The organism is Streptococcus sp. GMD3S (assembly GCF_000298695.2).
In the GTDB taxonomy this organism is placed as follows: domain Bacteria; phylum Bacillota; class Bacilli; order Lactobacillales; family Streptococcaceae; genus Streptococcus.
The window spans coordinates 1-14,932 of sequence record NZ_AJRC02000014.1 but is presented as its reverse complement, the minus strand read 5'-3'; the positions used below and the strand labels follow the sequence as shown (position 1 = coordinate 14,932).

The 14,932-nt window shown below is 43.6% G+C and carries 12 protein-coding genes and 1 pseudogene; 1 reads left to right on the top strand and 12 read right to left on the bottom strand.

The window, feature by feature from the left end; genetic code table 11:
- Nucleotides 1-129: 129 nt before the first annotated feature.
- Complete coding sequence (locus GMD3S_RS0207295; RefSeq protein WP_000229789.1) at nt 130-1,182, bottom strand: LLM class flavin-dependent oxidoreductase; 1,053 nt, start codon at nt 1,180-1,182, stop codon at nt 130-132.
- A gap of 110 nt (nt 1,183-1,292) precedes the next feature.
- Nucleotides 1,293-3,101, bottom strand: coding sequence for a glutamine--fructose-6-phosphate transaminase (isomerizing) (gene glmS, locus GMD3S_RS0207290; protein WP_000334288.1), 1,809 nt, complete (start codon nt 3,099-3,101; stop codon nt 1,293-1,295).
- A gap of 215 nt (nt 3,102-3,316) precedes the next feature.
- Between glmS and GMD3S_RS0207285 the strand changes: the two genes are divergently transcribed.
- Nucleotides 3,317-3,730: an EamA family transporter gene (locus GMD3S_RS0207285; RefSeq protein ID WP_000264209.1), complete on the top strand. Its 414-nt coding sequence runs from the start codon at nt 3,317-3,319 to the stop codon at nt 3,728-3,730.
- A 38-nt stretch (nt 3,731-3,768) separates the two neighbouring features.
- Here GMD3S_RS0207285 and GMD3S_RS0207280 read toward each other — a convergent pair whose 3' ends face one another.
- From GMD3S_RS0207280 to leuS, 10 genes and pseudogenes are all read right to left on the bottom strand, one after another.
- Nucleotides 3,769-5,148, bottom strand: a complete 1,380-nt coding sequence (locus GMD3S_RS0207280) for a glycoside hydrolase family 1 protein (protein ID WP_000911360.1) — start codon at nt 5,146-5,148, stop codon at nt 3,769-3,771.
- A 97-nt stretch (nt 5,149-5,245) separates the two neighbouring features.
- Complete coding sequence (locus GMD3S_RS0207275; protein WP_000814021.1) at nt 5,246-7,099, bottom strand: proline--tRNA ligase; 1,854 nt, start codon at nt 7,097-7,099, stop codon at nt 5,246-5,248.
- A gap of 16 nt (nt 7,100-7,115) precedes the next feature.
- Nucleotides 7,116-8,372 carry an RIP metalloprotease RseP gene (gene rseP / locus GMD3S_RS0207270; protein ID WP_000579742.1) on the bottom strand — a complete coding sequence of 419 codons (1,257 nt, stop codon included), beginning with the start codon at nt 8,370-8,372 and terminating at the stop codon, nt 7,116-7,118.
- 15 nt (nt 8,373-8,387) lie between these two features.
- Entirely contained in the window at nt 8,388-9,191 is an 804-nt protein-coding gene (locus tag GMD3S_RS0207265) for a phosphatidate cytidylyltransferase (protein WP_000159119.1), read from the bottom strand.
- Between the two features lie 8 nt (nt 9,192-9,199).
- Nucleotides 9,200-9,958 (bottom strand): isoprenyl transferase, encoded by a 759-nt coding sequence (locus tag GMD3S_RS0207260; RefSeq protein WP_000466709.1) that lies wholly within the window; start codon nt 9,956-9,958, stop codon nt 9,200-9,202.
- Nucleotides 9,959-10,164: 206 nt separating this feature from the next.
- Nucleotides 10,165-10,749: a nucleotidyltransferase family protein gene (locus GMD3S_RS0207255; protein WP_025172968.1), complete on the bottom strand. Its 585-nt coding sequence runs from the start codon at nt 10,747-10,749 to the stop codon at nt 10,165-10,167.
- Entirely contained in the window at nt 10,730-11,728 is a 999-nt protein-coding gene (gene ruvB, locus GMD3S_RS0207250; protein ID WP_008278816.1) for a Holliday junction branch migration DNA helicase RuvB, read from the bottom strand. The genes GMD3S_RS0207255 and ruvB overlap by 20 nt, the downstream gene beginning before the upstream one ends.
- Before the next feature lie 486 nt (nt 11,729-12,214).
- Complete coding sequence (locus tag GMD3S_RS0207245; protein ID WP_000628402.1) at nt 12,215-12,631, bottom strand: GNAT family N-acetyltransferase; 417 nt, start codon at nt 12,629-12,631, stop codon at nt 12,215-12,217.
- A gap of 11 nt (nt 12,632-12,642) precedes the next feature.
- Nucleotides 12,643-13,338 (bottom strand): annotated as a pseudogene (locus GMD3S_RS0207240) (GNAT family N-acetyltransferase).
- 109 nt (nt 13,339-13,447) lie between these two features.
- A partial coding sequence (gene leuS / locus GMD3S_RS0207235) for a leucine--tRNA ligase (protein WP_025172967.1) occupies nt 13,448-14,932 on the bottom strand: 1,485 nt, incomplete at its 5' end.

The following is a 14,932-nucleotide window of genomic DNA, read 5'->3' as shown; positions in this document are numbered from 1 at the left end:
TTTTATCTTGTACTTGGTATAAACTAGTATATATTCCACTAGATAGTATGCTCTATCGCTTGTACCACTTCCACCTGTTGCTGAATCCATGGGTGTTCCTCACCAATCGACTCAACTGATTGGATTTTTTTATAACCCTTCTTTCATGGCAAAGTAAGCACGCACTTTTGGTGCGACTTGCGTTCCAAAAAGTTCAATAGCTTTGAGAACTTGATCATGTGGCATAGAACCAAGTGGTAGGTGCAACATAAAGCGATCCAAGTCTAAATCCTCAATCATGCAAATCAATTTTTCTGCCACCTGGTCTGGATTTCCCACAAACATGGCTCCATTTGGACCAACTTGCTCCAAATATTGCTCATAGGTCAACTCCTGCCAGTGTGGACGGTCCTTGGAAATCGCATCCACTACTTGCTTGGTCGGATGGAAATAATCTTTTATCGCCTGCTCGCCATCTTCAGCAATCCAGCCCCAAGAATGAGCGCCCACTTTCAGGTCTTTATCCGCATGACCGGCTTCCCTACCAATCTCACGATAAGCTTGAATCAGCTTTTTAAAATAACGCGGATTGCCACCAATAATAGCATAGACAATTGGCAACCCCGCCTGAGCAATCTTCACTGTTGACTCTACATGACCACCTGTCGCCACCCACAATGGCAATTTGTCCTGAACTGGACGAGGATAAACTTCTTTTCCAGCAATGCTTTGGGTCAATTGCCCCTGCCAGTCTATCTTGGTCTTTTCATTGACTAACTGGAGCATGTCTAATTTCTCATCAAAGAGAGCTTCATAGTCTTTCAAGTCATAGCCAAACAGTGGGAAAGACTCGGTAAATGAACCACGCCCAGCCATAATCTCCGCACGTCCATTTGACAAAGCATCGATAGTAGCATATTGTTGGAACAAGCGAATCGGATCCATACTCGAGAGTATGCTGACTGCACTCGTCAAACGAATTTTCTTGGTATTGACTGCACCAGCTGCAAGAACAATCTCTGGCGCCGATACCGCAAGGTCCTCCCGATGATGCTCCCCAATCCCGTACACATCCAAACCAACCTTATCAGCCAGCTCTATCTCTGCCACCAGCTGACGAATGCGTTCATCATGACTGTAAAGTTGCCCAGTCGCTTCCAGAGCTGTTGTTTCACCAAATGTTGAAATTCCTAATTCTACCATCCCGTTTCCTCGCTATCTCTTTTAGTTTTAGGGTATTTTATCACTAATTAGTTTTATTTTCAATAAATTTGCTCATTAGAAAAAGTCTAGATGAACTAGACTTTCTTAGCTTATTCTACTGTTACTGACTTAGCAAGGTTACGTGGTTTGTCCACATCAAGGCCACGGTGGAGTGTTGCAAAGTAAGCGACCAATTGCGTTGGTACGACCATTGAGATTGGTGAGAGGTAAGGGTGTACGGTCGTAAGGACGATATCGTCTGTGTCTTTAGCAACATTTTCTTCTGCGATAGTGAGAACCTTGGCACCACGGGCTGCGACCTCTTGGATATTTCCACGAGTATGGTTGGCAAGGACTGGATCTGACAAGAGGGCCAAGACAGGCGTTCCTTCTTCAATCAAGGCAATGGTTCCGTGCTTGAGTTCTCCTGCCGCAAAGCCTTCACATTGGATGTAAGAAATCTCTTTTAGCTTAAGACTGGCTTCCATGGCTACATAGTAGTCTTGACCACGTCCAATGTAAAAGGCATTGCGAGTTGTTTCAAGAAGGTCACGAACCTTTGCATCAATGGTTTCTTTTTCAGAAAGAGTTGATTCGATAGACTGAGCTACGATTGACAACTCATGAACCAGATCAAAGGCTTGGGCTTTGGCATTGCCGTTTGCTTCTCCGACTGCTTTTGCAAGAAAAGCTAGAGCTGCGATTTGCGCAGTATAAGCCTTGGTTGATGCCACGGCAATTTCAGGACCCGCGTGAAGAAGCATAGTATGGTTGGCTTCACGTGATAGGGTTGAACCTGGAACGTTTGTCACTGTCAAGCTTGGAATGCCCATTTCATTAGCCTTAACCAAAACCTGACGGCTGTCAGCTGTTTCACCAGACTGGCTGATAAAGATGAAGAGTGGTTTTTTGCTGAGAAGTGGCATACCATAGCCCCACTCAGATGAAATTCCAAGTTCAACTGGTGTATCTGTCAGTTCTTCCAACATCTTCTTAGAAGCAAATCCTGCGTGGTACGATGTTCCAGCTGCAAGGATGTAAATGCGGTCTGCATCTTGAACAGCCTTGATGATAGCAGGGTCAACCACTACTTGACCTGCCTCATCTGTGTAGGCTTGGATAAGTTTACGCATAACCGTTGGTTGCTCATCAATTTCCTTGAGCATGTAGTAAGGGTAAGTTCCTTTACCGATATCTGACAAGTCGAGCTCAGCAGTATAGCTAGCACGCTCACGACTGTTACCATCATAGTCTTGAACTTCGACGCTATCAGCCTTGACGATTACCAACTCTTGGTCATGGATTTCCATGTATTGGTTGGTCTCACGAATCATGGCCATAGCATCTGAGCAGACCATGTTATAGCCTTCTCCAAGACCAATCAAAAGTGGCGATTTGTTCTTAGCGACATAGATGACATCTGGATTTTCAGAGTCAACCAAGGCAAAGGCATAAGAACCACGGATGATGTGAAGGGCTTTTTTGAAGGCTTCAAGAACTGACAAGCCATCTTCTTCAACAAATTTCCCAATCAAGTGAACAGCGATTTCTGTATCTGTTTGTCCCTTGAAGTGGTGACCTGCAAGGTATTCTTCCTTGATTTCAAGGTAGTTTTCAATGACCCCATTGTGGACCAAGACAAAACGTTCTGTCTCAGAGCGGTGTGGGTGAGCATTGTCTTCCGTTGGTTTCCCGTGAGTTGCCCAACGAGTATGTCCGATACCAGTTGTCCCCTCAACACCTGCTGTCTTGGCAGACAATTCTGCGATACGACCGACAGCCTTAACCAGGTGATTTTCAGCACCACCTAGGACAAAAATCCCCGCAGAATCATAGCCACGGTATTCGAGCTTTTCAAGCCCTTGAATCAAAATATCAGTTGCATTTGTGTTTCCAACAACACCAACAATTCCACACATAGTATATACGACACAGACCAGCTGTGCTTTCTCCTTAAATTGGTATAGTCTAATTCTCACTTTACGGAATCAGCAAAAACAGTATATACTTGTTTTTCTCACTTGTCAAGGATAAAAATTGGTATAGTTTTTCTATCTGGTGTTTTATCAAGATTTCACTTGATACCTGACAAGTCAGCATCAATTACTTATAATAAAAAGAGGAGGTATTTGCCATGTGGTTTTTCTTCGCACTTTTATCAGCTATCTTTGCAGCCTTAACGTCAATTTTAGCTAAGATTGGAATTGAGGGAGTTCCATCCAATCTAGCAACCGCTATTCGTACGGTCGTCGTCATTCTTATGGCCTGGGCCATGGTTTTCTTGACCAATAGTCAGACCGAAATTGTCAATATCAGTAGAAAAAGTTGGCTCTTTCTCATCTTATCTGGTTTGGCCACTGGCGCCTCTTGGCTCTGCTACTACAAGGCCTTGCAGATGGGCAGTGCAACTGAGGTATCTGCTGTCGATAAATTCAGTCTCGTCCTTACCCTCGTTCTAGCCTTTTTCTTCCTACAAGATATCCTGACGTTTAAAACAATTATTGGCTGTATCCTGATTACGATCGGGACCTTGGTGATGATATTGTAATAAAAAGTGAGATGAACGCCATCTCACTCTTTTTATTCTTAAAATCCATTATGGTCGCTGAGTTCTTTGAACCAGTGGCCTGATTTCTTCAGGCGACGTTCCTGTGTTTCCAAGTCAAGCTCAACCAGACCATAGCGATTTTTATAGCTGTTGAGCCATGACCAGCAGTCGATAAAGGTCCAGATTAAGTAACCCTTACAATTGGCTCCGTCTTCAATGGCACGGTGAAGTTCACGCAGATGTCCTTTGACAAAGTCGATACGATAGTCATCCTGAATCATGCCATTCACACGGAATTTATCTTCACCTTCAACACCCATGCCATTCTCTGTCAACATCCACTCAATATTGCCATAATTTTCCTTGATATTTTGAGCGATATCATAAATCCCCTGCTCATAGATTTCCCAACCGCGATGAGGATTGATTTTACGGCCCGGCATGATATAAGGCTCATAGAAATGTTCTGGCAAGAGTGGACTGTCTGGATGCTTGGCAAAACGTGGCGCCATAACGCGCAAAGGTTGGTAGTAATTGACTCCAAGAAAGTCCACTGTATGCTCCCGAATGAGTTCTAACTCTTCAACAGTGTACTCTGGCAGCAAATCATGCTCAGACAAGATTTCTACTAATTCTTCTGGATAAGCTCCCAAGACAGACGGGTCTAGGAAAGATTGGGCTTGGAAGAGATCCGCAATGCGCGCAGCCTTGACATCTGCGGTATGCTGACTACGTGGGTAGGCTGGTGTCAAGTTGAGGACAATCCCAATCTTAGAATCAGGCAAAATCTCATGACAAGCCTTAACCGCAAGACTACTAGCCAGTTGCGTATGATAAGCAACCTTAACCGCCGCTTTGGCATCCACCTTGTGAGGATAGTGAGCATCATAAAAATAGCCAAACTCCACAGGGACGATGGGCTCGTTAAAGGTAATCCATTGGTCCACCAAGTCACCGTAAGTCTCAAAACAAAAACGAGCATAGTCTTCGTAAGCCTTAATGGTTGCCTTGTTTTCCCAACCATCCCCATCTTCCTGCAGGGCAAAAGGCAGGTCAAAGTGATAGAGATTGACTAAGAGACGAATGCCCTTGGCCTTAATCGCTTCAAATACCTGACGGTAGAAAGCCACACCTTGAGGATTGACTTTTCCACGACCTTGCGGGAAAATACGAGACCACTGGATAGAAGTACGAAAGGCTGTATGCCCAGTCTCTACCAAAAGCTCAATATCCTTTTCCCAGTTTTCATAGAAGGTCGATGTTTTATCAGATCCAATCCCATTGTAGTAGCGGTTTGGCTCTACTTGATACCAATAATCCCAGAGATTATCTCCTTTACCATCACCTGGCACTCGTCCTTCTGTCTGTGGTCCAGAAGTGGAGGAACCCCAGACAAAATCCTTTGGAAATTTTAGCATAGCTTTACCTCTTCATTTACTCATTTTTCCCATTATACAGAAAAAACAAGGTAAAAACTAGTTACATTTTTGCCTTGTTTTTCTTCTGATTATAGTTTTATTTCTTGCTTAGGATTTCAAGGGTTTCGAGCAAGTTATCTGCGTGAACTTCAATTGTGTCACCAGTCGCCTTGATCTTGACTTCTACGATGCCATCGGCTGCTTTCTTCCCAACAGTGATACGGATTGGCAGACCAATCAAGTCGCTATCGCTAAACTTCACTCCGACACGTTCGTTACGGTCATCTGTCAAGACTTCGTAACCAGCGTCTATCAAGTTGGCTTCCAATTTTTCTGTCAAGGCTTGCGCTTCTTCATCTTTAACATTGACAGTAATCAAATGCACATCAAATGGTGCCAATTCTTTAGGGAAGTTAACTCCCCAAGCGTAACGGAATTCACCTTTAGGCGTTTTATTGACAAAGAGGCGAGCGTGTTGTTCCATAACTGCTGAAAGAAGACGGCTAACACCGATACCGTAACATCCCATGATGATTGGCACAGCACGACCATTTTCATCCAAAACATCTGCACCCATGCTTGCTGAGTAGCGAGTTCCGAGTTTGAAAATATGACCGATCTCAATACCACGCGCGAAGTTAAGAACGCCTTGTCCGTCTGGTGAAATTTCACCCTCACGAACTTCGCGGATATCCACGTATTCTGCAGTGAAATCACGACCTGGGTTCACACCCGTCAAGTGGTAGCCATCTTCGTTGGCCCCCACAACAGCATTGCGAACATCTTGTACCTTACGGTCTGCAATGATTTTCACATTTTCTGGCAAACCAACTGGGCCAAGCGAACCAAAGCCAGCCGATATAACATTTGCTACTTCTTCCTCGCTCGCAACATCAAAGAAATCTGCACCCAAGTGGTTTTTCAACTTAACTTCATTGAGTTGGTCATTTCCAACTAGAAGGGCTGCAACAAGCTCACCATCTGCCATGTAGAAGAGGGTTTTGATTGTTTGTTCTTCTGGGACATTTAGGAAGGCTGCGACTTCATCGATGGATTTTACACCTGGAGTTTCGACGCGAGTCACTTCTTCTTCAGCGACAACACGGTTGCTTGGTTTGTACTCGTTTGTTGCCATTTCTAAGTTAGCCGCATAGCTAGACTCACTTGAGTAGGCAATAGTGTCTTCACCAGAAACCATCCATTTGAGCAATTCTGCCTTGATTTCTTCTTGCACTTCTGCAGGAATTTCATCAAATGAGGCAACTGACTTGTCCAAAACAACCCAGCGGTCAAGGTCTGTACGAGCAGGAGTGATGGCCATAAATTCTTGGCTATCCTTACCACCCATGGCACCACCATCACCAATGATGGCCTTGAAGTCCAAGCCACTACGAGTGAAAATTCGTTCATAGGCCGCCTTGTACTCGTCATAAGTCACATCCAAACTATCGTAATTAGCATGGAAACTATAGCCGTCTTTCATGATAAATTCACGCGTACGGAGAAGTCCGTTACGTGGACGTTTTTCATCACGGTACTTAGGTTGAATTTGGTAAAGGTTAAGTGGTAATTGCTTGTAAGATTTGACAGAGTCACGAACAATAGCCGTAAAAGTTTCTTCGTGTGTCGGACCTAGGATAAAGTCTGACTTTTCACGATTTTTCAGTTTATAAAGGTCTTCACCATAGGTTTCATAACGACCTGATTCACGCCAAAGATCAGCACTGAGAAGGGCAGGAGCCAACATCTCCACCGCACCAATCTTATCAAACTCTTGGCGCATGATATTCTTAGCCTTTTCAATCACACGGTTAGCGAGTGGTAGGTAAGAATAAACACCGGCAGAAACTTGACGAACATAACCAGCACGCAACATAAGGGCGTGGCTGATAACTTGAGCATCGCTTGGCATTTCGCGAAGTGTAGGGATTAGCATTTTACTTTGTTTCATAATATTCCTCGATTATCTAAAAGAAGAGTCGCATAATGTCATTCCAGGTTACAGCTAGCATCAAGACAACCATGATAACTACACCAGCCATGGTGACATAGGTTTCAATTTCTTGTTTAAGGGGTTTACGGCGGATAGCCTCTAGGATATTGAGCACAATCTTTCCACCATCCAAAGCCGGGATCGGAATCAAGTTAAAAATTCCAATATTGATGGAAATCATGGCTAGGAAGTAGAGGACATTCTCAATTCCATTTTTAGCAGCATCGCTACTTGCCTTAAAAATGGCAACGGGACCGCCGAGTTTGTTCAAATCTGGATGGAAAATCAAGTTTTTCAGAGCCGAAAGGATGCGGAGCCCAGAGTCAGCAGCGTTTGTAAATCCACCAACAAACATGGATAGAAAGTCTGACTTGACCCCCGGTTGAACTCCGAGAATATAGCGTCCTTGATTTTCTTCTGGAGTCACAGTGACTTGTTTTTCGCTACCATTTTCAGAAATGGTCACATCTAAGGTCGGGGCAGTCTTGTCCTTGGTATCTGCTTCCACAGCCTGGGTCAAGTCTTGCCAATTCTTAACCTCATGCGAGCCGACCTTGGTGATTTGAGCTGTCTCAGCTACGCCCACCTTAGCCAAAGCTCCTTCTGGCATGACATGAAAGAGATTGGTCTGAGTATCTCTAACACCGCCCTGCAAAAAGATCAAGATCCAAAAAACAACAACACCTAAGATAAAGTTATTCATAGGACCTGCAAAGTTGGTGATGAGCTTGCCCCAGATAGAAGCATTTTGATACTGTACATCCAGAGGAGCGATGCGCACTTCGGTTCCATCTTCTTCAACAACCGTTGCATCATGATCCACTGTAAAAGTCTTTTCTTCTTCCAGGACCAAACCCTTGATAAAGAGCTTGTCTTCAAAGTCAAACTGAGTTACCTGCATAGGAAGAGCCGTTTGATCCAACTTCTTCCCTGAGAGGTTAATCCGTTTGACCTTACCATCATCAGCAAGTGTTAAACTGACTGGAGTTCCTGTCTTGATTTCTGTCGCATCATCACCCCAGCCTGCCATACGAACATAGCCTCCTAGAGGAAGGATTCGAATGGTATAAGCAGTGCCATCCTTACCGATATGGGAAAAAATCTTGGGCCCCATACCAATGGCAAATTCACGAACTAGAATGCCTGATTTCTTGGCAAAATAAAAATGTCCAAACTCATGCACCACCACAATAATCCCAAAAACGAGGATAAAGGTTAGCAATCCAATCATTCAATATTCCTTTCTTTAAAACAGGCCAAATAAGTGCATCATTGGAAACACAATCAGCATGCTGTCAAAGCGATCCAACACACCACCATGTCCAGGGATAAATTTGCCAGAATCCTTGACACCGAAATGGCGTTTCATGGCACTTTCAATCAAGTCACCAAACTGACCTGCCACACTGAAGAAGGCAGCAAAGAGACTCATTCTATAAATCCCATAAGGAAGAGCAACTGTGCTGTCCACTAACATGAAAATCACTGTTATCAGTACCGCACCTAGAATACCACCGACAAAGCCCTCAATACTCTTATTAGGAGAAACTCTTGGTGCCAACTTATGTTTACCAAAATTCATCCCTGTCAGGTAGGCTGCGCTATCTGTCGCCCAAACGATAAAAAGGGCCAAAAGTACCTTGTCAAAACCTGCCACCCGAGCATCTAGTAAGGCATTAAAACCAAAACCAACATAAAAGCTCACAGCAATTGGAAAAGCGGCATCTTCAATCGTATAGTTTTTACTGAAAACGGTCGTCCCTAGCATTATGGTAATCAAAACACTGTAGGCAACCACATTCCCATCAACAGGCAAAAATGTTAGGTAATTTTCTAAAGGAACTGTGAGAGCGAAGGTCGCAAAAAGAGTCAAAGCACCCTCAATGGTCATAGTCTTTAGCCCCTTCATGTGCAAGAGTTCATGGACGCCTAGCATCGCTAACAAGCCAATCCCTATCTGCAACAAGAGCCCACCCGCAAACAAGACTGGAAGGAAAATGGCCAGGGCCAATACCGCAAACAATGTTCTCTTTTGTAAATCCTTGGTCATATCTTCTCCTAAACTCCTCCAAAACGGCGATTGCGATGGTTAAAAGCAGCAATAGCTTCCTGCAAGGCTGCTTCATCAAAATCAGGCCACAAGGTATCCGTAAAGTAAAGCTCACTATAGGCTGCTTGCCATGGCAAGAAATTACTTAAACGCAACTCACCACTCGTACGAATAATCAAGTCCGGATCTCGCAAATCCTTTGGCAGGTGTTGCGTGAAAAGATAGTCCCCAATCATATCTTCTGTGATGTCACCAGGGTTGATTTTAGCATCTAGAACATCTTGAGCCAAGCCCTTAAGAGCCTGCGTAATTTCAGCACGACCACCATAGTTAAGCGCAAAATTGAGAATCAAGCCTGTATTGTTCTTGGTCAACTCCTCTGCTTTTTTCAAAGATTCAAAAGTCGGCTTAGGCAGACGGTCTGTCTCCCCAATCATCTGAATCTTAACGTTATTTGCGTGCAATTCAGGGACGTAGTTGTCATAAAACTCAACGGGCAAGTTCATGATAAACTTGACTTCTTGATCTGGGCGTGTCCAATTCTCCGTTGAAAAGGCATAAACCGTGATGACCTTAACTCCCATCTTGTTAGCTGCCTTGGTCACCTTTTGGAGGGCTTCCATCCCCGCCTTATGACCAAAAACCCGTGGTTGCATCCGTTTTTTAGCCCAACGGCCATTCCCATCCATGATGATACCAATATGAGCAGGAACCTGTGTTGGAACCTCAACTTCTACAGCTTTATCTTTCTTAAAAAATCCAAACATGTTCTTATTCCTATTCAAAAATCTATCGTTTCATTATACCATATTTCCCCATTTTCTTCTATTGCTAAGTTATTAGCTCTCCGTACAGACAAAAAATAAGCCACCTGATTGGGCGACTTAATTTTATAGGGAGATTATTATGAAAAAGTTTTAGGAGTTTAAGTTAAGTTCCTCTTAACTTATGGACTTAGTATACCGTTCCTAACTTAAATTTTTCTTAAGTTTTTTGAAAAAGTCAGATTTTCCCATTTTTCTTGCCAATTTTTCTTGGACAAGCGTTCTTGATAGAGCTTCATTCGGTCTTCATTATCTAGGAAATGAGGAGTTGGGGATACGTGAAAGTTAAAAATATCCTCTAAACCATAAGGCGCAAAGAGCTCTAAAGTTGCGTCAGCATGCAAGCGAAGCCCTATCGCCGTACAGCGCTCGGGATATTTACTCATGGCATCACGAGAACTCGTGTAAGGCACAGTATGAGGACTGTGTAGATGCATATAGACCTGATTTTTCAACTCCCACTGATACTGAGGATAATCTTCTCTTAGCTTTTTCTCTAGGGATACTGTTTCCTCATAAGAAACATCTGGATCAAAGAAAATCACATCCACATCTGTTTCACGGTCAAAAGGCGATTTGTCTGACAAGAGATTCCAGATGAAATTCCTGACAGAACCTGCCGCCAACCACGAGTCTTTCAGACCAAGGTCACGAATGATGGTCAGAATGGTCATCATATCAGGATTTTCTCTGAAAGCATCTAGAATTTCTTGTTCATTTTTCATTGTATTCATACCCTAAATGTTCATAAGCCTTAGCAGTCGCTACCCGTCCAGAACGAGTTCGCATGATAAAACCTTTCTGGATGAGGTAAGGTTCGTACATATCTTCGACCGTCTCACGCTCCTCGGCAATATTAACAGAAAGAGTTCCTAGACCGACCGGACCACCACCATACATCTCAATCATGGTACGAAGAATTTTCTGGTCCACATAGTCTAACCCCTCATGGTCTACATCCAGCATGGTCAAAGCTTTATCGGTAATAACATCATCGATTAATCCATCCCCCATAATCTGGGCAAAATCGCGCACGCGCTTAAGGAGACGATTGGCGATACGAGGAGTTCCCCGACTACGCAAGGCCAGCTCAGCAGCTGCCTCGTGGGTGATTTCCATCTCAAAGATATCTGCCGTCCGCTCAACAATCTCTGTCAAGTCAGCGGGGACATAGTATTCCATATGGCCTGTAATCCCGAAACGTGCTCTCAAAGGATTAGAAAGCATACCCGCACGGGTCGTCGCACCAATCAAGGTAAAAGGTGGCAAGTCCAGATGAACACTGCGACTGCCTTCACCAGCTCCAATCATGATATCAATGTAGAAGTCCTCCATGGCACTATAAAGCACCTCTTCTACCGACATGGGCAAGCGATGAATCTCGTCGATAAAGAGGACATCTCCCGGCTCCAAATCATTCAAAATCGCTACCAAGTCACCTGCTTTTTCAATGACAGGACCAGACGTTTGCTTGAGGTTGACTCCCAGTTCATTGGCAATAACAAAGGCCATGGTTGTTTTCCCGAGACCTGGAGGACCAAATAAAAGAACATGGTCCAGTGCCTCATCCCGCATTTTGGCAGCCTCGATAAAGATTTGCAGCTGGTCCTTGACCTTGTCCTGCCCAATATATTCACGTAAAAACTGAGGACGGAGTGTACGTTCTACCAACTCCTCATCCCCCATGATTTCATTATCTAAAATTCTACTCATGGCTCTATTATATCAAAAATCCAAGCCACAAACAAAAAAGCCACCTGATTGGGTGGCCTCTTTAGGGAGATTATTATGAAAAAGAAAAGTTTAGGATTTCATTAAATAAAGTTAGGAGGTCTTTATTTAATGGTTATATAATACAAGATGAATCTTAAAACTAACTTAACTTTTTCTTTGATTTATCATTTTTTAAAAAATTTTTTTCAAATGGATTTTTCCTCCCCAAGTCATAAAAAAGCCACCTGATTGGGTGACTTCTTTAGGAGATTATGATGAAAAAGAAAAGTTTGGGATTTCATTAAATAAAGGGTACTCAATGAAAATCGAAATCAGACTAGGCAGATAGGCGCAAGCATAACTATAGTTAGCTAAGTCGACTCTAACGAAGGTTGATGAGATTTTCGAAGAGTATTAGGAGGTCTTTATTTAATAACTATATAATACACGAGGAGACTTAAACTTTACTTAAGAAAAAATATTTTTTTATCTTTTTCGATCCACCCAAATCATTCCTGTACAATCATAAGTAGATAAGGCTTCAAATCCCAGAGAACGATAGAATCCCAAAGTTTTTTCTGTCTGTTCGGTCACTAGTTGGACTTGATAGGCATCTTTGTAATCACCTAAAGCCTCTTTCATCAAGTCGCTACCAATCCCTTGGCGCTGATAGCTAGGCAAAACGATCAAATCCTGGACAAAAATTGATGAAAAACCATCTCCGACCAAACGGACCAAGCCCACCACGGCATCGCCATCAAGTGCCAGATAAATTGCTAATGAGTTAGATAAGGCCTTCTCCAACATCTGAGGTTGATGTGTATAATTTGTCCAACCGACAGCCTGATAGAGATGCAAAACATCCTCTAACTTGACAATTTCTTGCTTTTTAATAGTGATCATGTCAACACCTCTTAAAGTTCTCTCAAGCTCTTGTACTGCCGTCCATTTTTATCAAAATTTTCAGGAGCCAACCATGTTTCTAAACGAGCTTTGACTTGAGGTCAGTCCTTATCAATCATAGACAACCAATCCGTATCCCTCGTGCGCCCCTTATAAACAACTGCCTTGCGGAAGGTTCCTTCATAAACAAAGCCCAAACGCTCCGCAGCTCGTCTTGATGGCAGATTTAGAGCATCGCATTTCCACTCATAGCGACGATAGTTAAGCTCCTCAAAAACATAGCGAGCTAGGAGATATTGAGCCTCTGTCCCTATACGTGTTCCCCTGAGTTCTGGAGAAAAAGTGACGGCACCCACTTCTATTACTCGGTTATTCTGGTCAATGCGCATGAGAGAAAAAGTTCCCAAAGCCTTACCAGTTGCCTTATCTATAATCACGTAGTAAAAACGGTCCTTACGGGCCAACATCTGATTTAAGACGGTAACCAGTTCCTCCATATCTGCTACTGGTTCCTGAAAGAGGTAGGTCCACATCTCCCGAGGTGTATTTGGACCATAAACAGCTAGCAAATCCTCAGCATGCTTTTCCACCGAAAGAGCCTCTATCCGAGCATAGCGCCCTTCTAAGAAATCAATGGAAGGCAATTCACCTGGTGTATAACCTTCCATTGACTCACCAATTATCTGACCATATTCATTGACTGGCATCGTTTTCTCCTTGTTTTACTTTTCAAACTTTATAGTTGCCCATAGTATATCATACTTTCATAAGAAGATTCAAAAAATCCTCCAGATTCTACTCTGAAGGATTCCTATATTATTCCACGACGATATTAACGAGTTTGTTAGGTACCGCAATCACCTTGACAATTTCCTTACCGTCAATTTCTGCTTTAACTTTTTCATCAGCCAGAGCGATTTCTTGCAATTCTTCGCGTGACAGGTCTTTAGCGACCATGAGTTTGGCACGAACTTTTCCTTTGATTTGGACGACGATTTCGATTTCGTCTTCAACCAATTTGCTTTCGTCCCAAGTTGGCCAAGCTACATAAGAGATTGATTCGCTAGTTGCTGCGACTGTTTGCCAGAGCTCTTCTGCCAAGTGAGGCGCAAATGGGGCGATCAATTGGATAAATCCTTTGGCATAGTCCACATAGAGCTTGTCTTCCTTGTTAGCCGCGTTGACAAAGACCATGAGTTGGGCAATGGCTGTATTGAACTTCATGGACTCGATTTGCTCAGTGACGGCTTTGACTGTTTCATTGTAGATCTTGTCAAGAGCACCATTGTTTTCCGCAGCGATTTCTTTACTTGTAATCAAACGGTAAACACGGTCGAGGAATTTACGGCTTCCTTCCAAACCTTCTTCAGACCAAGCAATTGAAGCATCAAGTGGTCCCATGAACATTTCATAGACGCGAAGGGTATCTGCACCATATTGTTCCACCACATCGTCTGGGTTAACAACGTTCTTGAGGGATTTAGACATCTTGGCTGGCGCTTGCTCTAACTCTTCTCCTGTTTCCACATGGAAGAAGGAACCGTCACGTTTTTCAACCTTATCAGTTGCCACAAGAGCCCCACGGTGGTCACGGTAGCTTGTTCCCAAAATCATTCCTTGGTTAAAGAGTTTTTGGAATGGTTCCTTAGTCGGAACAACACCTAAGTCATAGAGGAATTTATGCCAGAAACGAGCGTAGAGCAAGTGAAGAACAGCATGCTCTGCACCACCCACGTAGATATCTACTGGCAACCATTGTTTGAGAAGGTCCTCATCAGCCAATTTCTCAGTGTTATGTGGATCAATATAACGGAGGTAGTACCAGCTTGAACCAGCCCACTGTGGCATCGTATTGGTTTCGCGACGACCTTTGACGCCATCTTCACGAGTCACTTCAAGCCAGTCGGTCAAGTTAGCTAGTGGACTTTCCCCTGTACCTGAAGGGCGGATGTCCTTGGTTACTGGCAAGACAAGTGGCAATTCATTTTCAGGAACTGCTGTTGAAGTCCCATCTTCCCAATGAATGATTGGGATTGGTTCACCCCAATAACGTTGACGGCTAAAGAGCCAGTCGCGGAGACGGTAGGTAACCTTCTCTTGACCACAACCTTTTTCTTCCAACCAAGCCACAATTTTAGCAATAGCGTCTTCTTTGTTAAGGCCATCTAGGAAGTCTGAATTGACATGAAGACCATCTTCTGTGTAAGCAGCTTCTTCAACGTTTCCACCTTCAAACACTTCTACGATTGGAAGGTCAAATTGTTTGGCAAATTCCCAGTCACGTTGGTCATGGGCAGGCAC